Origin of the sequence: Emticicia sp. BO119 (assembly GCF_013912375.1) — a bacterium.
GTDB lineage: Bacteria > Bacteroidota > Bacteroidia > Cytophagales > Spirosomataceae > Emticicia.
In genome coordinates this window covers 177,155-200,609 of record NZ_JACETV010000009.1, presented here as the reverse complement: position 1 = coordinate 200,609, position 23,455 = coordinate 177,155, and the positions used below count along the sequence as shown (strand labels likewise).

General features: G+C 32.8%; 20 protein-coding genes. 5 read left to right on the top strand and 15 right to left on the bottom strand.

Going from position 1 to position 23,455, the window contains the following annotated elements:
* Nucleotides 1-41 precede the first annotated feature (41 nt).
* Nucleotides 42-716, bottom strand: coding sequence for a TetR/AcrR family transcriptional regulator (locus tag H1R81_RS23600; RefSeq protein WP_181843209.1), 675 nt, complete (start codon nt 714-716; stop codon nt 42-44).
* A 130-nt stretch (nt 717-846) separates the two neighbouring features.
* Here H1R81_RS23600 and H1R81_RS23595 point away from each other — a divergent pair, with 130 nt between their 5' ends.
* From H1R81_RS23595 to H1R81_RS23585, 3 genes are all read left to right on the top strand, one after another.
* Nucleotides 847-2,490 carry an ATP-binding cassette domain-containing protein gene (locus H1R81_RS23595; RefSeq protein ID WP_181843208.1) on the top strand — a complete coding sequence of 548 codons (1,644 nt, stop codon included), beginning with the start codon at nt 847-849 and terminating at the stop codon, nt 2,488-2,490.
* Between the two features lie 144 nt (nt 2,491-2,634).
* Nucleotides 2,635-3,996, top strand: a complete 1,362-nt coding sequence (locus H1R81_RS23590; RefSeq protein ID WP_181843207.1) for an HlyD family secretion protein — start codon at nt 2,635-2,637, stop codon at nt 3,994-3,996.
* Nucleotides 3,997-4,090: 94 nt separating this feature from the next.
* Complete coding sequence (locus H1R81_RS23585; protein WP_181843206.1) at nt 4,091-5,473, top strand: TolC family protein; 1,383 nt, start codon at nt 4,091-4,093, stop codon at nt 5,471-5,473.
* Nucleotides 5,474-5,541: 68 nt separating this feature from the next.
* Here H1R81_RS23585 and H1R81_RS23580 read toward each other — a convergent pair whose 3' ends face one another.
* From H1R81_RS23580 to H1R81_RS23555, 6 genes are all read right to left on the bottom strand, one after another.
* The gene (locus H1R81_RS23580) at nt 5,542-6,906 is read right to left on the bottom strand and encodes an alkaline phosphatase family protein (protein WP_181843205.1); all 1,365 of its coding nucleotides are present in this window, start codon (nt 6,904-6,906) and stop codon (nt 5,542-5,544) included.
* Between the two features lie 87 nt (nt 6,907-6,993).
* Nucleotides 6,994-8,187 (bottom strand): metabolite traffic protein EboE, encoded by a 1,194-nt coding sequence (gene eboE, locus H1R81_RS23575; RefSeq protein ID WP_181843204.1) that lies wholly within the window; start codon nt 8,185-8,187, stop codon nt 6,994-6,996.
* A 3-nt stretch (nt 8,188-8,190) separates the two neighbouring features.
* Nucleotides 8,191-9,339: a 3-dehydroquinate synthase gene (locus H1R81_RS23570; protein WP_181843203.1), complete on the bottom strand. Its 1,149-nt coding sequence runs from the start codon at nt 9,337-9,339 to the stop codon at nt 8,191-8,193.
* 42 nt (nt 9,340-9,381) lie between these two features.
* Nucleotides 9,382-10,263: a UbiA-like protein EboC gene (eboC, locus tag H1R81_RS23565; protein WP_181843202.1), complete on the bottom strand. Its 882-nt coding sequence runs from the start codon at nt 10,261-10,263 to the stop codon at nt 9,382-9,384.
* 74 nt (nt 10,264-10,337) lie between these two features.
* Nucleotides 10,338-11,357 (bottom strand): TatD family hydrolase, encoded by a 1,020-nt coding sequence (locus tag H1R81_RS23560; protein WP_181843201.1) that lies wholly within the window; start codon nt 11,355-11,357, stop codon nt 10,338-10,340.
* 33 nt (nt 11,358-11,390) lie between these two features.
* A complete protein-coding gene (locus H1R81_RS23555) occupies nt 11,391-12,209 on the bottom strand; it encodes an EboA domain-containing protein (RefSeq protein WP_181843200.1) in 819 nt (272 codons plus the stop codon).
* A 386-nt stretch (nt 12,210-12,595) separates the two neighbouring features.
* Between H1R81_RS23555 and H1R81_RS23550 the strand changes: the two genes are divergently transcribed.
* Nucleotides 12,596-14,185 carry an RNA-binding domain-containing protein gene (locus H1R81_RS23550; RefSeq protein ID WP_181843199.1) on the top strand — a complete coding sequence of 530 codons (1,590 nt, stop codon included), beginning with the start codon at nt 12,596-12,598 and terminating at the stop codon, nt 14,183-14,185.
* Here the strand turns inward: H1R81_RS23550 and H1R81_RS23545 are convergent.
* The 6 genes from H1R81_RS23545 to H1R81_RS23520 form a co-directional block, all read right to left on the bottom strand.
* The gene (locus tag H1R81_RS23545; protein ID WP_181843198.1) at nt 14,179-16,056 is read right to left on the bottom strand and encodes a sigma 54-interacting transcriptional regulator; all 1,878 of its coding nucleotides are present in this window, start codon (nt 16,054-16,056) and stop codon (nt 14,179-14,181) included. The genes H1R81_RS23550 and H1R81_RS23545 overlap by 7 nt on opposite strands.
* Before the next feature lie 470 nt (nt 16,057-16,526).
* The gene (locus H1R81_RS23540; RefSeq protein ID WP_181843197.1) at nt 16,527-17,423 is read right to left on the bottom strand and encodes a ParB/RepB/Spo0J family partition protein; all 897 of its coding nucleotides are present in this window, start codon (nt 17,421-17,423) and stop codon (nt 16,527-16,529) included.
* 234 nt (nt 17,424-17,657) lie between these two features.
* The gene (locus H1R81_RS23535) at nt 17,658-18,071 is read right to left on the bottom strand and encodes a hypothetical protein (protein ID WP_181843196.1); all 414 of its coding nucleotides are present in this window, start codon (nt 18,069-18,071) and stop codon (nt 17,658-17,660) included.
* A 546-nt stretch (nt 18,072-18,617) separates the two neighbouring features.
* On the bottom strand, nt 18,618-18,962 hold the full coding sequence (locus H1R81_RS23530) for a hypothetical protein (protein WP_181843195.1): 345 nt from the start codon (nt 18,960-18,962) through the stop codon (nt 18,618-18,620).
* A 271-nt stretch (nt 18,963-19,233) separates the two neighbouring features.
* Nucleotides 19,234-20,241: a DNA polymerase III subunit delta gene (gene holA, locus H1R81_RS23525; protein ID WP_181843268.1), complete on the bottom strand. Its 1,008-nt coding sequence runs from the start codon at nt 20,239-20,241 to the stop codon at nt 19,234-19,236.
* A gap of 6 nt (nt 20,242-20,247) precedes the next feature.
* Complete coding sequence (locus H1R81_RS23520; RefSeq protein ID WP_181843194.1) at nt 20,248-20,871, bottom strand: ACP phosphodiesterase; 624 nt, start codon at nt 20,869-20,871, stop codon at nt 20,248-20,250.
* Nucleotides 20,872-20,978: 107 nt separating this feature from the next.
* On the opposite strand from H1R81_RS23520, the gene H1R81_RS23515 reads away from it, so the two are divergent.
* Nucleotides 20,979-21,491 carry a peptidylprolyl isomerase gene (locus tag H1R81_RS23515; protein ID WP_181843193.1) on the top strand — a complete coding sequence of 171 codons (513 nt, stop codon included), beginning with the start codon at nt 20,979-20,981 and terminating at the stop codon, nt 21,489-21,491.
* Here the strand turns inward: H1R81_RS23515 and H1R81_RS23510 are convergent.
* Nucleotides 21,488-21,961 (bottom strand): dCMP deaminase family protein, encoded by a 474-nt coding sequence (locus H1R81_RS23510; protein WP_181843192.1) that lies wholly within the window; start codon nt 21,959-21,961, stop codon nt 21,488-21,490. The two genes, H1R81_RS23515 and H1R81_RS23510, sit on opposite strands and share 4 nt — an antisense overlap.
* A 181-nt stretch (nt 21,962-22,142) precedes the next feature.
* Complete coding sequence (locus H1R81_RS23505) at nt 22,143-23,432, bottom strand: M43 family zinc metalloprotease (RefSeq protein WP_181843191.1); 1,290 nt, start codon at nt 23,430-23,432, stop codon at nt 22,143-22,145.
* Nucleotides 23,433-23,455: the final 23 nt, after the last annotated feature.

Below are 23,455 nucleotides of genomic sequence, written 5' to 3'. Positions count from 1 at the left end.
AATAATTCTAAATTTACTTTCAAATTTAATTCTCACAATATTTATTTCAACACTCGAAAAACCAGATCTTCAAGATATGCAGCAACATATCCTGAAACGTCTTCATTAGTTTTTACATCTGTGAGTCTTTTTAAATTTGAGCTAAAAAACTGTTGATTATGAGAAGTTTCTATGAGCGTGCTGCTCAAGGAATGTGGATATGGATATTGAGGGTTTAGCTCCAACACAATAGTTGAAATAGTATTGCATAGGTCTTTAAATTGTTTAAAAACTTCAGCCTGATTAATCTCCTTGATTTCTTTTACAAGATACACTTTACTACTTTCAGTAATTACAATCTGATTCAGAAAAGAAATATTATATTTTATTCGACCAGAATCTGTTGGTAGCTCTCGGGTAAGTAGTTCTATTACCTTCCTTATTTTAAGTTGAGGGTCATTTATATTTTTTAATTGGAACATTACCAGAAATTCCAGATAACTCCAGTACCAATTCAAAATATAAACTAATAGAAAGTGCTTATTTTTAAAATATCTGTAAATGCTTGCTTCGGTTGTACCAACCTCTGTGGCAAGTTTTTTAAAAGTAAAATGTTCGTAACCAATTTCATAAATTAATTCAATCGCCTTCCTTACAATTTCTTTTCCTAATTCACTACTTTCTGGATCCCGAATATATATATTGTTATTTACTCTAAAATTTAACTGATATTCCATATTGAAAAATTTTAAACAAAATTAATAATTAATAGTGATTATACAATAATTAATAGTATTAAACTTTACTATAATAGTGTTACTATCATTTAAGAATTTTTCTTACCTTTGTGAAAATTATTGAAATCATATGGCTGATACTAATCCTATCCACCCTTTTATAAGAATTATTAACCTGCTAAAACTTGATAAACAAGATATTAGCTCTCTTTATTTCTATGCCATTCTTTCTGGTATAATCCAATTAGTATTGCCTTTGGGTATCCAGTCAATCATAAATTTTGTAATGTATAATACTGCTTCCACATCTTTGGTGGTGCTAATCTGCTTGGTCATTATCAGTGTTTTCTTCGTTGGTTTTTTGCAGATTAATCAAATGAAGCTCAGCGAAAAGATTCAGCAAAAAATATTTGTGCGCTATGCTTTTGCCTATTCAGATACTCTGCCTAAAATTCGTCCTGAAGCCACTGAGGGATATTATTTGCCAGAATTAACGAATCGTTTTTTCGATACAATAAACTTGCAAAAAGGTTTATCTAAATTATTGCTTGATGTTCCAACGGCTTTTATACAGATACTTTTTGGTATTTTGCTATTGTCATTTTATCATTCTATTTTTATTGCCTTTGGCGCTTTACTTCTTTTAATTGTTTATCTGATATTTAGATTAAGTTCTGAAAGGGGGCTCGAAACCAGCTTAAAAGAGAGTGATTTCAAATACAAAGTGGCTGCATGGCTTCAGGAAATAAGCCGGACCCAGAATACGTTTAAAAACTTTGAATACACAAAACTCAATATCCAGAAGACAGATGAATATACGCAAGGATACTTGCAAAACAGGACACACCACTTCGGTATCCTGACCACACAATACTGGAGTCTTGTGGTATTTAAGGTAGTTCTTACAGCCGCAATGCTGATTATTGGTTGTTTGCTCCTGCTTAATAATTTAATTAATATAGGGCAGTTTATTGCTGCTGAAATCGTGATAATAGCCATCATGGCGTCGGTAGAAAAACTTATCACAAGCATTGATATTGTATATGATGTATTAACCGCAGTTGAGAAACTGAATAAAGTATTACAAACGCCTACTGAGTCTAACGGCAGTCTTATTTTAAATGCAAAAATTCCGTTAAGTGTAGAATTCAAGAAAGTTAATTTCTCCTATACGGTTAATAATCAGTTACTCAATGGAATATCTTTTAGAGTAGAGCCAAGAGAAAAAATACTCTTAAATAAAACAGTTTCAGGCATAGGAACAAGTACGATTCTGAAACTTATTAGTAATAATTTATCAGAACATACCGGAAGTATTTTGATTAATGATATTCCTGTTGATAATTATGAAATGCAGAGTTTTCGTAAAAATGTTAACTACCTGAGCGGACAGAATGAAATCTTTAACGGGACGCTTTGGGAAAACATTACGATTGGAAATCCTGATGTGAAGCCCGAAACTACAAATCATCTAATAAAAGAGTTAGGTTTTACAGGATTTATTGAAGAATTTGAAAAGGGCTTTTCCACACTCCTGTTTACTAAAGGTGCTAAATTGCCTTCACATCTTGTCCAGGAAATTTTATTACTTCGCACTTTTGTTCAGCCTTGTCAGCTAATGATACTCGACGAACCATTTAAAAATCTTAATAAAGCCAAACGCAAGAAAGTTGCTGAATATATCATCGGCTTACCAATAACTGTAATAGTTGCATCAGAGCAAGAAGGAATCCAGGAATATTTCAGCAAAATTATTGATGTAAAATCGTCTTAATCGAATCTATGGCTTTTCGATAAATAAATTAAAAGTCTTATGCATTTAGCCTGATTGTAAACATACTTTGTAGGTTTCATTTTTTGTGCAAATCAATTTGCAGTTAATTTTCAGGTGTGGAATTCTCAAAATTAAGAAACAGTTATGAAATATATTGATACAGTTTTTGAACAGGAAGATTTAACTAAACAGCCCAAATCGTTCAGGGATATTTATTTTATTAATCGGCAAAGTAAAGTAAAGTACTGGGCATATTCATTGTTAGGTTTAATGGTTTTTGCTGCCTTTTTGCCTTGGACTCAAAATATTAAGAGCAGGGGGAAAGTTACAACTCTTCGTCAGGAACAGAGACAGCAAGGGGTTTACAGCGCAATTACCGGACGAGTAATGAAATGGTATGTAAAAGAAGGAGACTTGATAAAAAAAGGAGATACCATTGCTTATCTTCATGAGGTCAAGGTTGAATACCTTGACCCGAATCTAATTGACCGTACTCGTCAGCAGATTAATGCCAAAGAAATTGCTAACGAAAATTATCTGAGCAAAGCTAACACTACTAATGAACAAATAAGGGCAATGGAAGAGGCACAGCGATTGAAAGTAGCTCAGATAAACAATAAAATATCTCAGACTAAAGCTAAAATACAAGCGGATAGTATGGATATGCTCGCAGCAAGAAATGATTTCTCAATTGCTAATGAACAATTGAAACGACAGAAACAGCTTTATGAACAAGGTTTAGTATCACTCACACAATTTGAACAGCGAAATCAGACATTCCAGAATGCGTTAGCCAAACGTACGGGTAATGAAATCAAATTCATGAACTCAAAACAAGATTTAATTAATCTTTCATTGGAGCTTAATGCTGTTAATCAGGAATATATTGAGAAAATCTCTAAAAGTCGAGGAGAGCGCTATCAATCACTTTCTCAGGTAGCAAGTGGTGATGCAGACATTGCCAAGCTCCAAAATCAATATAGTAGTTATAAACTACGGAATGAGTTGTATTATGTAATTGCTCCTCAAACCGGACAAATAACCCGAGCAAACAAAGCTGGTATTGGAGAGATTGTAAAAGAGGGGGAGGAGTTGGTACAGGTTGTACCAGATCAAACTGATATGGCTATTGAGATTTTTGTAAAACCACTTGATATTACCTTGTTACAACCTGGTAGAAAGGTTAATGTGATTTTTGATGGTTTTCCAGCTATTGTTTTCAGTGGTTGGCCAACGCAGTCATATGGGACTTTCAGAGGAGTTATTACCGCTATTTCTAACAATATAGATGCGGCCAGTGGTAATTTCAGAGTATTGGTAAAACCAGATCCTAATGAACGGCCATGGCCACAAGTTCTGAGACTCGGCACAGCTACCGATACTTTTATTTTATTAAAAGATGTTCCGTTGGGCTATGAAGTCTGGCGTAATATTAATGGTTTTCCACCCGAATATTATCAGGAGCCTAATTCAGGTAAATCTGGTAAAAAACAGGTAATAAATTAAACTAATTTCCTTCGATGTCAAATAATGATTTGAATGAGCAAAAGCAGAGAGGTTTTCTTACCTTTTGGCTTGAATCGAGAATATTAATAGAAAAATGCAAAAGATATTATTTTTTATAATCACTTTTCTAAGTTGTAGCCCGTATTGTTTGGCTCAGGAAAAACTGATTTACTCAGAATTTATCAGTATTGTCAAAAAATATCATCCAGTCGCAAAGCAGGCCTACCTAAAAACTGATATAGCCAAAGCTGAACTTCAAAGTGCACAAGGGGCATTTGACCCCTCAGTTTACTTTAATAAAAATGAAAAAATATTTGGGGGGAAACAGTACTATAGTTATTTAAATTCAGAACTCAAAATACCTACCTGGTATGGAATAGATTTTAAGGCCGGTACTGAAAATAATCAAGGACAATATACTGCTACTGAGCTTACAAAAGGAAGAAGTAGCTTTATAGGAGCTCAGGTTACATTAGGTAAAGGGTTACTTATAGATAAAAGGAGGGCTGTTGTTAAGCAAGCGCGGGAAATGATAGCTTATTCGGAAGAAGAACAACAACTAATGTTGAATGACCTCCTCTATGAAGCAACAAGTGCATACTACGAATGGCAGAATGCTTTTTTTCAAAAGCAACTTGCAGATAGTCTGTTAGGCATTAACCAGGAGCGGTATCAGTTTATCAAAAATGGTGTAAAACTTGGGGATCGTCCGGCAATCGATACAGTTGAAACATTAGCTCAATTACAGAGTTTCGAATTTCTTCAAGCAGAATCCATACAGATTCTTAACAACGCCGGTTTTGAGTTGGGTAATTACTTGTGGCTTGAAAACCAGCAGGCCTATCAATTACCGGTTGGGGTGCAACCAGAAGCCAATACTCCTAATCAACCCTTAATGCCATTAAGCGATTATCTCAATAAACTTATCACACACCCCAAACTGGAACAGGCACAGATAAAAAGTAATGTTCTGTCAATAGAAAAACAACTCAAATTTCAGAGCCTGTTGCCAACTTTTAATCTTAACTATAATATGCTGAATAAAGATTACACTTTTTTTAATGAGCCGAATCTTTTTCAAAATAATTATAAATGGGGTTTTACTATTGGTATTCCATTATTTTTACGTGAAGCACGAGCTGAATATCGCAAAGCTAATCTTAAGATAACTCAACAGACATGGGAGAATCGTATCCTGTTTACAGAGTTACAGAATAAAGTAAATAAGTATTTTAACGATGCTGTACAACTTAAACGGCAATTTGAAATTTACCAACAAACAGTTGCTAATTATCAACGCCTATATCAGGGAGAACTTACCAAATTTATTAATGGTGAAAGCACTCTTTTTTTGGTAAATAGCCGTGAAAATAAGCTTTTCGATGCGCAACAAAAACTAATCTCGCTTCAAACTAAAGTTGCGAAATCTATTATAGGAATAGATTTTGCAACAGGTAGATTAGCACAGTTATTGTGATCTGAAGCATTTATAAATATAAGAGTAAGATCAAAATCCTGAGATAATTCTTTAAAAAATCAGAAGTATTATTTAAAAATACTGTTCCAAATAACGTTATAAACATCGGTAGCAGCAATTTCTTTATCAACTTTTTGATTACTTATCAGCACCGGATAATATTCTTTGCCAATCCTAAATGTACCATGCGAGCCTTTGATAAGATTAGCATTAAGTGGAATGACATCCATTCTATATCTGAAACCTAATAACTTTCGAGCTAATTTGTAGCCGGCTCTTAATTTAATAAATGGGTTATCCGGATTCATGAACATTTCTACGGGGTCATAACCTGGTTTGTTATGAATATCAACACTTCTTGCAAAATCAGGTGCTACTTTGTCATCAAACCAGTAATAATAAGTAAACCAGCTATCAGCCTTTGCCATTAAAACCAGATCTCCGGCTCTTGAGTGATTAATTTTGTATTTTCTTTTTTCCTCCTCATCCATTATTAATTCAATTCCTTCAATCTTCGATAAAATCTCTTTAATTTGTTCTTTCTGGCTTAAATCATTAATATAGATATGCGCAATCTGATGGTCTGAAGCAGCAAAAGCTTTGGAAGCTCCGCAATCAAGCAATTCAAGTCCGCTTTCTACTCTTACCGAAAGTAAATTATTCTCTCTTAGAATCCTGTTAATATGAATTGGGCGATTCACATTGTTTATCCCATATTCAGAAAGAAGAATAATATGTGCATTATTTTGTTCATAATAATTCACCAATTCCTCTACCAAACTGTCTATTTCAAGCAGATCTTTAGATATTTTATCAAAATCAACACCAAATTTTTGTAAACAGTAATCCAGATGTGGAAGATATATTAATGTTAGAGTTGGATTATTCTCTTTGTCTACCTCTATAGAAGCATTAGCAATCCATTTTGAGCAGTCTATACTTGTATTGGGCCCCCAGAATTTAAACAGAGGAAAAGTGCCGAACTTTGTTTGTAATTTATCTCTTAAATCTGCGGGATAAGTATAACAATCTGGTACTTTTACTCCATCTGAATGATATTGTGGGCGAGGAGTAGCCGAAAAATCTGCGGTTGAATACATATTATACCACCAGAACATCTTTGAAACAGTAAACTCAGGGTCTTTTTTACGGGCAGCTTCCCATATTTTCTCAGACTGAACGAGTTTATTAGACTGTTTCCAGAATTTCATTTCGCAGGCCTCATGGTCATACCAACCGTTACCTACTATGCCATGTTCATCTGGGTTTTTTCCTGTTAGATAACAACTTTGTGAAGTGGTAGTAAGTGCCGGAAAGGCAGGCCTAATATATGTCAGTTGGTTCTTTTCAATATATTTTTTCAGGAACGGTGTATATTCACCAATTATACTGGTACTTAAACCAACAATATTAATAATTACTGTTTTTTGCATTGTATATACAGAAATAATTTTCTGGTAGATCAATTAAATAAGACCTATATTATAATAACAAGAGCGTCTGAATTATAAAAAAAAGCTTCAAAGTATTTCCTTTACCCAATTAATTTCCCTTGCAATTGACTCATTAAGTGGAAGTTGGAATTCTTTAGGTAAAACTCCCCAAGTGTAAGTTTCTATTTCAAGATGCTTTGTAAAATTTTTTTCTTTATGAAGATTTAGGGTTTTAATTATATCTGTCTGGGTTGATTCCAACAATCCATATTGTTCTAAGAACAACGGAACATGAAAATGCACTCTCCACGAAATGATTTCATCGTTGAATCCTGCAATTGCTTCATTCAAATCAGGAAATTTGACAAATGAACCATCCTTCTTTTTTGCTACAACCTGATGCAAATAGGTTGGTTCATTATACTTGGCAATCATTTGAAGTTTTTCCTGAACCTGAGTCGAAAAATCAACCTTCAGTGCTGAACTTATCTGTATTTTTCCTACTTTCAAACCTTGAAAATCTAATTTCTTAATTACCTCTTCTGGTGCTTCAAAGCCTACCGCAAAATGACAAACATCATAGCATAATTGTATATGTGTTTTGATTGCCTCTGTCGCGTTTTCTGATGAAAAACCCTTTGATTGGAAATATTCTACTCCTAAAGGAAGTAAATATGTATTATACCAATCAATAAACTCATTGGAGTTTTCAAGAATTCCGTCAGGTTCAGGCTCTATATCAAGATGTAACGTTTTTCCAGTAGTTTCTTTTATTTCAATTAATGCTTCAACAACTGACACTATATTTTTAGTTGCATTTAGGATGGCTTCTTCCAAAGCGGGTTCAGTTGGCCACCAATAACGATAGGAGAGAGGTGAAGTAGAAACCCCACCTTCATATAAATTATCAGGCAAAAGTTTTGCCAATAACCTGAATAACCTTATAGTGTAATCTGTTCTTTCTGGTGTGGTCCAATCAGGTGCATGGACTTTGTCTTTTACAACTATATTATGGAAGTCACCGTATGGAAAACCATTCATTGTAAAAACATAGCATTTATTATCTAAAAGCCATTTTTTGAAAGTTTCAAAATTTTGACTTTCTGATAAATCAATACTTGCCTGATTTGCCAATCTAAGCCCTATTCCCATTGATGCATCGGGGCAAACTTCGGCTTTAATCTGGGGAATGCTGTTTTTCAGAACCTCAAAATGCTCTTTCCAGTCTTCTCCCGGGTGAATATTACTACAATAGCTTAAATGACCATATAAGGTATTCATAGTCTAATCAATTGTTAATTTCAAACGGTCAACAGCGAGTTTCATCAAATCAAAATCAACTTCGTGAATCTCTTTGCCTTTTCCTAATTTCTCTAATATTGTTATAGTTAAGCGCCCGCCTAAATGCTCTCTGAATTCATTTAAACCTTCCCATAGATTCATCTTATCATTTTCTTCAAGGGATTCATGATAAAGTATAAAACCTACTTTTTTAAGTAATTGAATAATTCTATTAGTTTCCTGATCTGTGATAAAACCGAGCAATTGCGAATATATAGAATCAAGCGCTATTCCAATAGCAACAGCCTCGCCATGCCTGATCTCAAAATTACTTAAATATTCTATTTTATGCGCAGCCCAATGCCCAAAATCAAGTGGTCTGGCTGATCCCATTTCAAAAGGGTCGCCACTTGAAATATGATTGGTATGCAAAGCAGCTGATCGGAAAATCTGTTTGCTCATTATCTCTATTTCCCGGTTCGCCATAGCCTGAGCGTTTTCTTCGAGCCATTCAAAAAACTCAAGATCTTTAATTAACGCAACTTTAATAGCTTCTGAAATACCAGATCGCCAATCCCTATCTGATAATGTGGTTAAAAAGTCTGAGTCATTGAAAACAGCAACAGGAGGAGAGAATGTTCCTAAAAAATTTTTCTTCCCTGAAAAATTAATACCATTCTTAACCCCTACACCAGAATCATTCTGTGAAAGAACTGTGGTTGGAATACGAATGTGTTTAACTCCGCGGTGGGCTATACATGAAGCATAACCAACCATATCAAGAAAAGCCCCACCACCAATAGCCGCTACAAATGAGTGTCGGTCAATGCCAAATTTATTGATAGCGTGCAAAGTTTTATCTAAATACTGACTATCGTTTTTTACAGGCTCCCCACCAGGCAAAATAAGAATTTCTTCTGCCAGCGAAATTTGATTCTGGCTTCGAAAATAGTTTTTAATTGAATCAATTAAATAAGAATGCTTTTCGTAAACACCTTCATCAATCAAAAACAGAATCTTTTTCTGAAAACTTGTTTCACCGAAATTTGATAAGAAATTGAGAAGTTCTTTATTATTTGATGAAAATAGACTTTTTGTGAAAATGATATTGAATGAATAAGGAACCTGAAACGCTTGATGTATTACACTCATTGAAAGATTAAAAATAAAAATAACAAAAATTACCTTATGTGCTTAGGTCACTGCAAAATACTTTGCTAAACTTATTGAAACAGGGAGTAGGCAAAGTACCAGCAAAGCAAAAATTATGTTGCCTGAAACACTTACCCAAGCAGCATTCATGACAATCAATGACAAAACTCCCGCTTTCACAGCTTTACCAATATTGGGTCCAATTGGGCTGTTTATTGCTATAAGTAAAGGCTTGAAAATCAGATAAATATGTAAAAATATAAAAGGAACTGCCAATAGAACATTCCCTAATTTAAAAGAAACATATAATTGTACGCAACTCACCACTATGTATAAAATTGATGCAAAATAGAGGGTATTTTTATTCCCACCATGCACTTCTCCACGGCTGATCATTGTTATTGCTGCAATATAGCAAACTGGCAAAATACTAAGTAATCCCCATTGGCCGATTGAAGATTCTATTATACTCATGCCTAATATCAGATTCCCACCCCTGCAAAGACCCATATTTATTGGCCCAAAAAAGGTATGATGTTTGCCATACTTATCATAAACCAATGCGCAAATTGCTATTAAAAATGCAATAGCAGCACTGGTTAGTGAATTTGACCAGGCGAATAATACGCCAGATAATAACAATAAAATACCAAAAAAAATTGCATTGCTTTTACTTACTTTACCACTTGGAATAGCCCTTTCCGGTCGCTCAATACGATCTAATTCTAAATCAAAAATATCATTGAAAACTATTCCTCCGCCATATAATCCAATGGTTGCAAAACACAAAAAAATAACTTTCCATATTTCAATTTGATAGAATGAAAATGAAAATCCGGCAATAGCAGTTCCAGCCAGAATATCTGAAATAGCTGTTATAATATTTGCAGGTCGTGTTAGTTGTAAATAGGGCTTTATTTTCAATGCTTTGATATTTGTTCAAAAGTGCAAATTCTAATAAATAGAATTGTTCTGTACTTTCATGGGCAATGATATTTTTAACTGATAATAATTGAGTTTTTTTCGATTCTGGGAATCTGCCCTCCACGGAGTACCGTATTACCATTATACTTGAGGCTTTGGTCAATTATCATCGGGTTTTCAAAATCCGTAATGTCTATCTGGCCACTTTGCGCAAAAGCATCAATGGCATTCTGATAAGTAACCAATCGAATATCATTCTCTGAAATTCCTTTGATTTTCATTAATGCTGCCGTCTTAGGAACTGCTAAAGGGTCACTTATTCCCCAATCAGCTGCAGAGTTGACCATTATTCTTTCTGAACCATATTTTTTTACAATTTCCACCATCCTTTCGTTACCCATCTTTGTGAAAGGATAAATTGTAAATGCTGCCCAAAAACCCTTTTCGAGTACACTCTCAACAGTTTCTTCATTATTATGATCAATGATTACCATACCAGGATCAAGTCCGTGTTCTAAAGCAATAGACATACTTAGTTCTGTGCCTTTTTTCTTATCCCTATGCGGTGTATGAACCTGAACAGGTAAGTTTGCCTCTTTAGCCAATTCTAACTGGAGCCTGTAATATTTCTCTTCAGCGGATGTCTGATCATCGAAGCCTATTTCACCTACGCCAACAACGCCTTCTTTATAAATAAAAATAGGTAATAGTTCCATTACTTGATCTGCCAATGATTCATTATTGGCTTCACGAGAATTCAAACCAATCGTGCAATAATGTTTTATACCAAATTGCGAAGAACGGAATCTTTCCCAGCCGACCAGACTACTAAAATAGTCTTTAAATGAAGATAATCCCGTTCGAGGTTGGCCTAACCAAAAAGCAGGCTCAATAATTGCAACTACTCCTGCATCAATTAATGCAGTATAATCATCAGTTGTACGTGATGTCATATGAATATGAGGGTCGAAAAACTTCATTCCCTTAGTATATTCCGAGTAATTAACCTGAATATTAGTTGCGGTAATCAATTCTTCGGCACTTCCTTCAAAATGAGAAGGATTCTGTGATATTTCTGAATGTTTCTGACACATCTTTTTTGTGATAATTTTAGTAATAATCAACCCTTAATTTTCAAGTAATTCCCAGTTAATCGCTTTGGTTTCTGCTTTTAACTTTAAATCAGCGTGTCTGTTCAGTTCTTCTTTGGCCTTCTGAAAGTTTGATTCATAGCAAACCAAAGCAGCAGCTATTTTTTCTGATTCACTTTCAGAAGAAAACAAATACTGAATGTCTTTCAATATTTCCTTATTTACAAAACTACTTACTAAACGCCAGGCCTGGGTTGGGATATTTCGTCTTGCTGACCATCTTTCATGAGCAAGATATGAAATAGAATCAGCTAATTCTTGATTCGCTCTTTCGCTTATGCCTTCTATCTTATTAATAGGTTTATCATTAAAAATACATTTTAAAACTAACTGATTCCATGCTGGTTCAGAAAAATGTTTTTTAGGGAATGGATTTTCAAAAGCAATCGCATCAAAGACAGGGCCTACATTTGATCTTACTGCATTCGTTGCGCGCAGCATCCAGTTTTCAGGGTAGGCCAGAAATGGTAAAGCAGAAATTAAAGCCACTGCCTCATTATTTTCAGCAGTATCAAATAGGGTATCAATAGCGTTGATATATGAATCTTTGTCTGAGCTATCTAATTTTGTCAGAAAATAAACTCTTACAAGTCTGTCTAATGTCCAGTTATTGAATGAAACAGAATTTACCGGACTAACCGATTGCACTATGTCTTTACGGATAAATCTTTGGGCAGCTACAAATGCAGTTTGCAATGATAATAAATTTTCGTTGGCTTTTGTTTCAATCCAACTAATCTCTTTTGATGAAGCCTGACACAGAATTTTGTCATGCAACAAAGAAGAATAATTCATCTGGTTAGGTACTTAAGTATTAATTTCAAGCAAATCTAAAGAAGAATTCTGAGGTTATGTTAGAAATTATACAAAAATTAACTTTAAAGTCGACAAATTAGCCATTTTTGTATTATTGATTATAAAGCAAGTTTTTAGTTTATTATTACTAAGTTAAATAGCTATTAAAAAAAATACTGAGTATTTATTAAAATATTTAATAAAAAGACAATATATTTAATAATTAATTTACTGAGTGAAGTATTACTTTTGCTACAACTCGTCATGCTACTATACCTATAATACACCTAACCGTCTTATAAATTATTTCCTCAAAAAATTATTCTATTTAAAGTAGAGTGCCGTACCCTTATGACCTTACATCGATACAAATATAAAGAATTCACATGTTTTCAAACGATTACATTAACTATTTAATTGAAAGAGGTAATGATGAACAAACACAATTATTGAGCACCGTAAGAAAACTACCAGTTGATTTTTTTGATACCCTATGTGCTTTCTTGAATACAAATGGAGGTGAAATTCTGTTTGCCTATTCATTTGAAAATAGTATCAAAGGGTTGACTGAAAATGAATATAATATTCTTGAGAAGAGTATTATAACCGGAATTAATAATGCCAATAAAATTCATCCCAAACCTCGGATTGTGATAAAAAATGTTTTCTATCACAACGAAAAGATTCTATACTTAAAGATTCCTAATAGTCAGTCGGTTCATACAACGAATAATGGGAATGATATTTATGAACGAAGAGATAATCTCAATATTTCAGTCGAGAATATTTCTGACCAACTTCGTTTACAAGAACGAAAAAGATTCTATTATCCTGATAATAAAATAATCAGATATATTGATGTAGGACATTTTAATATGGATGTTTACAACAAGGCGATGAAACTGATTTTACAGACTCGCCCGTCTCATCCGTGGCTGAATATGGATTTTGAAGAAGTAATGAAAAGTTCGGGTTTATGGAGAATTGATTTAGAGACAAAGGAAAGTGGATATACTGTAGCTGCCATATTACTCTTTGGTAAGAATGAAGTAATTAGGGCGATCTTCCCGAGCTTCAGAATTGATGCTTTGAGAGAAAAAGAAGGCTTTGATGGGTATTATGATAGGGAAACATTTACTACGAATCTTATTGATACTTACTATCACCTCATGGACTTTGTGCATAAGCATCTTCCTGATTTCTTTGTTATTAATAATACAACAAGGGTTGGTATTCGGGATTTAATGTACAGAGAAGTATTCATTAATTTTCTGACTCATCAGGATTATAGTTCTGGGTTGCCTGCCAAATTTGCTATTACCCATCTTGATGGCACTTTTACAGCTAATAGTAACAGAACAGCAATGAATAAAAATATAGATCTGAGCAACTATCAGCCTATACCCAAGAATCCGATTATAGGAAGGTTCTTGAGAGAATTAGGGTTGGCAGAAGAGTTAGGTTTTGGATTAAAAAAAATTGCAGCTTTTGTAAGTCAGTTTTCAGACGAGAAACCTCAGTTTCATGATGGGCCTACTTTTTTAACCTCTATTCCACCTATCACCAAGAAAAATGCTATTGAAGATGAAGCGTCTAAAATCGAAAAATATCTTAATGAAGAACCTCCTACTTTTCTTAACCAAATACAGCAGTTCAGGCAATTTCCATTTATAAGTAATCATTTAGTAAAAGGAAAGCCTGATAATGATCCATTAGACATTTTTGGAGATTTAAGCGAATCCAAAAAGGAACGATTAATCAGTATAATTTTATTTTTGAATCAGGTCCGGTCAAGCACAACCCAGATATTAATAAAGCAGTTGGGGGTTTCCAGAGAAACCATTGCAAGAGAGATAAAAATACTTAAAGAGAACAGATTGATTGAATTTAAAGGTGCTTTAAAAAACGGGTATTATAATCTTACGGAAAAAGGTTTATCTGTTGCTAAAATATTGTCCGAAAATAAAACTCAGTAATTTATATTAATCGGTTTTAGTATGGATGATTTTTCAGTAGCAATATTTGTTTTCTTAAAAAGCTCTGTATTTTCAATTAATATATCATTGAAAAAAGTTACTCTTCTTAGCAAACGCCATTTTTCAGGGTGTAGGGTTAACAAATATTTAATTGCAAGTCTTTGTTGATTGATTTTACCATTCTGATAAATTTTATATCGATTTGTTGTCATACACTCTTTAGTTCTTTTCCTTCCTCTCCCTGATTTCTTTTCCGCAATAAAGTCATGAAATTCCCGATAAGCAAGCTTATCCAAATCAATAATTTTTATTATATCAAAGTCTTCAAAATAGTCATTTGCTGTCTTTTCAAGCAAATCCAGATTCTTTCTCACTGCACTAATTGTTTTCGTGTTCAAATGAATTTTGTATAAAGTATTTTGATTTGTATCTTCTTTCAAACCAAAGTTTAGACAATACTTGCCAAATAGTTTTTCTATTCTAAAAATGTCAATAACCACTGAATCATTATTTTCTGAACTTAATAAATAATCTTTTACAAAATGCTCAACTGAAATTATTCCTTCAGGCCATTCCTGCTTAGAAAGATATTGAATTGCTGACTCATCTATAACAATATTTGTTCCGGCATTAATCAATGTATAGTGTAAAATGTATTTAAAATCATCCATTCGTTCATGAAATCCCGGAATTTTCAGTACTTCTCCTTGAAGGATATAATTAAGCAGATGCCACTTAAATTCGCCTTTACTTAGCATTGTTGATAAATTCTTAGTACTTCCGACAATCAGGTTAAACTCTATTTCAACCCGATGGTCCTTGGTAGAACCGCCAACTGGAATTATATAACCATTTTTAAGGGCATTATATAAAAGCTCCTGATTATGGATGTTTAATTGTTCAATATGGTTAATAAAAAGAAACCCTTGATTTGCTTGTTCTAATTTGCCTATCTTTTGCTTCCCGTCATTGGTTACATACCTATTATTAGGAATTCTTTTATATTGACCAAAAGCCTCATGTTGAAAGTCTTGATTACTGATGACTGAACAATCCAATTCAATAAATGGTACTTCATAGAACAGATTTCTGAAAATATGGATAAAGGTTGCCAGATCCTTAATTTCCTTACCAGATTGGCCATACACCAAAATATTATTATCAGAAGATATGATCTTTAATGTTTCTTCAAAAAACTTTTTTATTCGTTCACTTTTTCCTAAAAAAGATTTTTCGAAATAGGGGATACGTTTAAGAATATTCTCTTCTTTGATATCAGCATTTTTAAAGAATATTGAACGGAAAATTTCTCGTTCCTGGGTAAATATTTCCCTCTCAGATTGCAGGCAACTAAGTAAATAATCAATTGTCTGGTGCTCTTTTGATTGGATATCTTTAGAAACCTCAGATTTTACAAAATTAAGTTCGTTATTTAACTGGATTACTTTTTCTTCAAATTTATCCTTTATCAATACATTACGTTTCAAACATTGTTCAATTCTGAAAAGAATTGCCTTAAACGCTGCAAACTGACTTTTGGAGTCAATCTGATAGCGTTCGATAACATCAAATAAACCACCTTTCTGATATAGATTAAAAATATCTTCATAATTATCTCTTGGGGAAATAATCATAATTGTCGGGATTTCAGGAAAGTTTCTGTGAAGCCCCCAGGCAAAATCAATACTTTGATTAGGTGAAGAATAAAGATGCTCGTCAATTACAATGGCATCAACAATAATATCAGGGTTATCTAATAATTCAAAAACTACGGATGGGTCTAACTCAATATTTATGGTATGATTTTTTCTTAACCATAATAAGAAATCGGCTCGTTCAGTAAAGAACTTTCCTGTAAGTAGTAAATTCATTTGGGATAAGCACGTTATGGGTTTGGAAATTATGGCTATAATAAATGCCTATAAATCAAATACTTAAGACAATGAATTTGAACCTTATAAATCGCTGTTACATAAGAATAAAAACATTGCCTGATCGTTTGATTTAGTTTTCTTTAGTGGCTTATTGTAAATTTATTGATTAGAAAAATTTGACGCAAATATTTATTATGTCATTTGCTCTATGACACTAAAAATACACAATAAATTAAGGGGAGATTATATATAATATCAAAAATTGCCTGAGAAAAATCACTTCAATTTGTAATTCGTAATTAATTGATAGTCAGATTTTTAATTGTCAAATACTCAGCAGTTATTTTAAAAAAGGTGAGTAGAATGAAAATGAATTTTCAGTGAGAATTTAATTTTTTAAAGCAAACGATTTGAGTAATAAGGAAAGTAGAGTTGCAGAATTTATTAAATGCAAAGATAAAGAATAATTATAATTTATCAGCAGATTTTTTAAAGACTTTATCTAAATGAACCATTATTCTTTCTAAGTCAAGCTGGTTGAAAAATTCAATAATTACCTTGCCTGATTCACCATTTTCTGTTTTGAATTCTACATTTGAAATAAGGTTTCCTTCTAAAGACTTAACGGTTGAATTAATATATTCTTGCAATGAAGACTTTTGTATTTCTGAAGATTTAATGGAATTTTTTTTGGGTAGAGTTTTGGCCATCTCTTCAACCTGCCGGACTGATAGGCCTTCTTTTAAAATTTTTTGCAGCATATTTATTTGTAATTCCGGTTTTTCTAATGCTATAAGAGCTCTGGCATGACCCATAGATATCTTTCCTGATATAATTTTTTTTTGTATTTCAGACGGTAATTTTAATAAGCGCAGATAATTATTTACAGTACTTCTGTCTTTACCGATTCTTGCAGCTAATTCTTCATTAGTTAATCGATACTCTATAATCATTCTTTCAAAACTCAGAGCTATTTCTATTGCGTTTAGGTTTTCTCGCTGAATATTTTCAACTAACGCCATTAAAGCAGATGCTTCATCATCAGCATGTCGGATAAAGGCTGGTATTTTTGATAGTCTCGCCAATTTACATGCTCTTAATCTGCGCTCCCCGACAATTAATTCATAATGAGTCCCTTTCACTCTAACTGTAATTGGCTGAATTAACCCCTGAATCCTGATTGACTCTGCTAATTCAATTAATTGGGCATCTTTAAAATCTTTTCTTGGTTGGTTAGGGTTTACTCTAATCAATGAAATATCAATGTTTTCAACTCCCTGAAAATGTAACGATGGACTTGAATTGATTTCAATGTCTGATAATAATGCAGCCAGACCTCTTGGTTTACCAATATACTTCATCATCTATAAGGATTTTTTATTACTATCTTGTAAAATGCCTTAATCGAATTCAGGCAGTTAATTGTAACTGGACTATTGAATATTAAAATACTGGTTTTATTGAAACCTTTTTATGTACATTAAAAATTAAAAACATTATGAGCCTAAATGCCTCTTCTAAAAAGGTATAGTACGACTGGTTATATCTTCAATGCTAAAGAAAGTAGATGCTTCATATCAATTATACCAATTTTTATTTTATCGAGCTGATAATTCTCTTATTCCTTGATTATAAAAGTCCAGACTTAGCTGGTTAGTTTGGTTTTTTTCATAGAACCTAAGACAGTAACCATTATTGTCGTTGATTATGAACTCCCTGAAAATGCCGTCAACGGTATCAGAAATTGGAATAATTGTATCGACTTTAAATCGAATTGACTCCCAAAGTTTGTCCAAATCATATACCTCAAAATTGATATATAAAGGATAATTGATGGTAATATTGCGATTAGTTGTAAAAACGAAAATTGTTGATTCGAAAGAAAATATCACATGTGATTGCGAAAGAGAATCGCAATCAATTCCTAAAACAACTGAATAAAACCGTTGGGTTTCCTTTAGGTCAGATGTATAAAGTTGTAATGAAATATTCTTAGCCCAATGTTTTTCCATAAGTTGATATTTTTTGCGTGGAATAAAATTTCAGCTTATTAGAAAGAATGGACACAATTAATGAAACAACACAGATTGCTCAGTTTGGTATTCATGCTGATTGTAGTATTAGTGTTTGGCTTTCGATTTCAGGGTACTTGTAAATTTATCAAATCGGAAAAAACGAAGCAAATATTTATTATGTCATTTATAAGGCGACATAATAAATACATTATAAATTCTGAAATAAGTTTTCATTGAAGACTAAATGCTTGATAAATAAGTGTTTAAATCTTATTGTGCACTTGAATTTTGAGTGAGAAAGCACAGGTGTTTTTTAATAGAATCAACTTGCAAATTCTAAAATCAAGAAAATTGGTGTTCATTATTGGCACAACCTTTCTTGATTATAAAAATAATTTACCTTTTTATAATTTTTCAGTTATTTAATTTTAATGATTATTTTAATTGAAGGATTTAATCTATGCGAGATCTGGATTTATGGATTATTACTAAAAATGTTTTGAAAGAATAGGGTGAAACGGAAGTTTAAGAGTGTAAAGAAAATTATACTACCAAATATTTTCTTATGAGCATCAACATATGCAGATAAGTACTGTCTTCCTCATACTGTTTTTCATCCGAGTAATCTATTTCTTTCAGACGATCTTTATCTTTTCTTTCTAACCACCAATTTCTTAACTGAATGATATATCTTCTCACAGTTCGGTATTCTTCATTACAATCCCAATCAATTACTTCTAATACCTTATCTTTTTCAAGTGCGTCCATAAAAATCTGAAAAGCAATATGAAGTAGCAGAGTATCTCTCTCTATCCAACTATACTTAGGTAGTGAATCAATTTGAACAGGATTATTTGAAAAGGACAATTTTCTTTTCTTTGTTTCCACTGGCTATCAGTACTTTAAGTGATTTCTGCTAAATACATTCCTAATATTTACTAAATTATAGCAAATAAAATTAATAATTTGCCAGTTTTTACAATTTCTTAAAAAGAGATTTGAAAAGAAAACATAGAATAAGAAGAAAAAATCATATAATACAGGGAAATTCTATTAAAAGACAAGGTTAGAATAAGGATCAGTAAGTTAATTTTGACTACTTTTAAAATGATTGGTACTATTTAAACAACAAATACTAATCAATAGAATACAGATACTATTAATGTAATATTTCAAAAGTCAGCTTTTGTAAAATATCACCTTCAGTTTCCTCTCCTGCTTCAACCCCTTTTGATTTTAAGTCAGCTATTTTTATCGAATGAATTACAGAAACTAATTTATTTAAAGAGTAATTTCTTGCTGCATTAAGATAGTCCTTAGCAAAAAAACTGTTTACTTTTAATAATGAGGCAATACTACTTTCTGATTTATCGTTTGAAACATGGATTAAGAGGACTTTACTGAAAAAATTGTATAGAATAATTAAAATGGGTTGTATAGGGTTATCCTTAGGATTATTTCCAAAATAAATATTTATTTGATTTGCCCTTACTACATCTCTCTGAATCAGAGCTTTTTGAAATTCAAATACATTATATTCTTTACTGATGCCTACAAATCTCTGGATAGTATCTGCATCAATTCCTTCTCCTAATTTTAAGTTTATTACTACTTTATCAATTTCACTGGTAAGTCTTTTTAAATCATTTCCAATATGTTCAATAAGTAATTGGATGGCTTTCATGCTGATTTTAACTCCTTTTGAATGACAATAATCTGCGAGGAATTCAGGAAGTTGATTCTCATAAAATTTTTTTGAATTATGAATTTGACCATATTTAGTAAAGGCTTTAATCCAGCCTTTTCTTTCATCCTGTACATTACTGAACGAAAGCACTAAAATACTCGAAAGTAAAGGGTTTAAAGCATATTCTTCTAAGAGTTTTTGATTCTCTTTTTGGTCAATACCCTGAATTTGGTTTGCATCTTTGACAATAATCAATTGCTTTTGTGCCATCATCGGAAACCGTCTTGCATAATTTAAAACTGCCCCAACATTTAGATCTTTGCCAAAAAGTACAAATTCATTGAATCCTTTTTCGTGTGCCGGAATAGCCAAATGCTGAATTTTTTCAATAATCTGTTCCGTATGAAAAGGTTCATCTCCATGAAGAAAATACAAAGGTTTTAACGAATCTTTTTTGATTGATTTAAGTATTTCTATCATCATTTTTCAAACAATTATGTAGTTATGGGAGTAGTTTTTGTCTGTTAGAAAATTAGTGCATTGTTGAATCATCTGAGGAAAAAAAAGATTAAAATTATCGTCAAAAAAAACATAATGAATCTTTAAATCATTAATTGCCTGTTCCATATTTGATTGAAATGCTGTTCGTTTGGCCACACCTATTAATGATCTTTCAATTCCCCAGAATTCTCCATAATTCTTTAGCCAGTCATGTTTTATCATTGATTCAATTGTAGGTTTCATTTTTTCTGGTAACACGTTCCAATATTTTCTAAATGATTCGTGTACACGTTTTCTGAAATCTTCAAAAGGCTCAGTTGAATATGAATGCCAATATTTAGCCAGATAATGATCAAAATAAATATCTATTACTACAGATGAATATTTATGGTAATTTTTATAAAGAACAGATTTACATGTACTCACTACAGCATGAGTATCCATATAGCTATCAATCAGACGATGCAATAATATGCCATTCTTTATATTTTCTGAGAAATGTTGATTCCGGGGATGTTCAATTCTACCTACTATATAGTCTTCTAAAAGATTACCAACCAGGATTTCTTCATCGTCACCTGAAAGAAATAAATGTGCTAAAAAATTCATTTATAGAGGTAGAATTTGTACGTTTGTGGCAAAGTTATAAAATAAGAAATAATAAAATATTTAGTTTTTTACATTTATCCTAAAAGTGATAAATTAAATTTATAATTATGAAAGTTGAAGAAAAAAAAGTAGTTACGGCTATTTATGAATTATATGTAGGAGATAATGAAGATAGAGAAATTATTGAAGTTTCAGATGAAGCAGATCCCATTGTATTTATTCATGGAATGAGTGGACTTCCGGAAGCTTTTGAAAGAAATCTGATTGGGTTAAGTGTAGGAGACACATTTGAATTTTCGGTAAGTTCGGAAGAAGGCTATGGAGAAGTGGATACAGAAGCTATAATTGATTTCCCAATTGAGAACTTTAAAATTGATAATGGCACTATTCCTGAAGGAATGTTAGAAATTGGTAATTTTATTCCGTTTTCAAACGAAGAGGGACATAGAATGAATGGTAGAGTTGTAGAAGTACATCCTGATTTCGTAATGTTAGATTTTAATCATCCGCTGGCAGGTGAAACATTACATTTTAAAGGAAAAATTCTTGGAATCAGAAATGCTAATCCTGATGAAATAGCTCATGGGCACGTTCATGGACATGGGGGTGTGATTCATTAATTACCCCCAAATTCTATCACCTCAATTCCAAATTTTCTTAGAAAATCTACCCCTTCATCTGTCGGAATTCCTTTAAATTTTGCGTAGGATTCCAAAAAAAACACTTTTTTAATTTTCATTGAGAAAATAACGCGAGCGCAAGCTATACAAGGAGAAAGTGTTACGTAAAGAGTGCTACCTTCAAGATTAGCACCGTTCTTTGAAGCATATAATATAGCATTTTGCTCTGCATGAAGCGCCAATGAACAACTTCCTTTTGAATCTCTTGGACAACCTTCTTCTGGAAAATCCTCATCACAATTATGCGTTCCCGAAGGTGGGCCATTATAGCCAATTGAAATAATTCTTGTATCTTTTGTCAAAACAGCACCAACCTGCGCTTTTACACAATGAGAACGTTGGGCAAGATTTTTGGCAAGATTCATAAAAATTTCATCAAAATTTGGCCTTACTTTAATTAAATTTTCCATTTTTGGCTGTTGCTAATTCTCACCTGTGTTTAGGTTTTTGTTTTTGGCACAAAGCTAACGTTAAAATATGAAATAAGTGTTTATCAATTGCTGTTTTTTGTTTCTGAGACAATTGTAATCAATTAAAAGGTGTTTGGAAAATAGAAGAGACCTTGAAAAGAAAAAATGACTATGCCTGCATTTAAAAAACTGCAAGACGCTTTGTGGCACGCTCTTGTTTGGAGACAACATTCATAATGTAAATTCCAGCCGGCAAATCATAAGTTTTAAGAGTAACTATTGTACTTGGATAATCACTAAATGTTTCTGAATAAATTTTCCTGCCTCTTATATCAGTTAATGAAATAGTGAAATCCTGAAAGTCGGGTAGTAAAACCTGTACTTTTACATTATCTTTCGTGGTAGGATTAGGAATAAGTGCTACATCAAGTATATTTGACGGGGGCAATTGAAATCTGGCATAATTAACAACTCTTTTTCGTCTTTGGCTCAATTCTAATACCGCTCTGATTCTTTGTTTTTGCCCTTCTGTAAAAATATTCATGCAAGAATCAGGAGAATAATCCATATAATCTTCAATAAGATTTCTTGTTCGTGTGCCATTACAACTCGAATAGGTGTCTTTACAAAATGCTGTACTATTTGATCCACTCGTAGGCGGAGTATCCTGTACATAATCTGTTCCACAATATTCGTCGCCCCAGGTATGAATCAAACCCAGCCAGTGACCAATTTCATGAGTTGCTGTTCTGCCAAAGCTATATAGCCCTTCTGTATTTGTTCCTGTCTTTTTACCAAATACTCTGTAATCAATAAATGCACCGTCCATACTTTCAGGAATCTCATCCTCTAATCCATCAACGGTTTCAGCGTAAGGAAACTCAGCATAACCTATATAGGGCTCTCTGTAAGCAGTCACCCAAATATTCAGGTATTTGTTGCTATCCCAATAGACAATATTTGATAGCTTTTGTCGGTCATTATCATTAATAAGACTATAACTTGAAGTAGAATTATAATGCCGGGTTATACCTGTAGTAGGATTCCCGTCAGGATCTTTAGATGCAAGAAAAAACTCTATTTGTGTATCTGCTCCAATAGGATTATTATTAAAGCCCATACTTCCTTCTTTGCGGCGATAATCTTCGTTTAATACTTTAACCTGGGAAAAAATCTGTTCATCAGGTATATTTGTTCCGGCAATTGCCCCACTTTGCTGGTTATGAATTACATGCACAACAACCGGTATTCTGATAATTTCATCATCTGCTACACTTAGCCGGCTTTTAGTACTACTATTCAATTTTAGATTCTCGAGAGCTTGCTCAAATCGTATTTTTTTAATTCCTGTGGAAGGTTCTTGGCGCAAACGAATAGAATCAATTGCAGCATTGGCACAAAAATTTTTTTTTTGTGCCAACACTTCCTGGCAAATCAGGATTAATAAAGAAATATATAGAATTTTTTTCATGCTCTAATGACGTGCGAATAGTA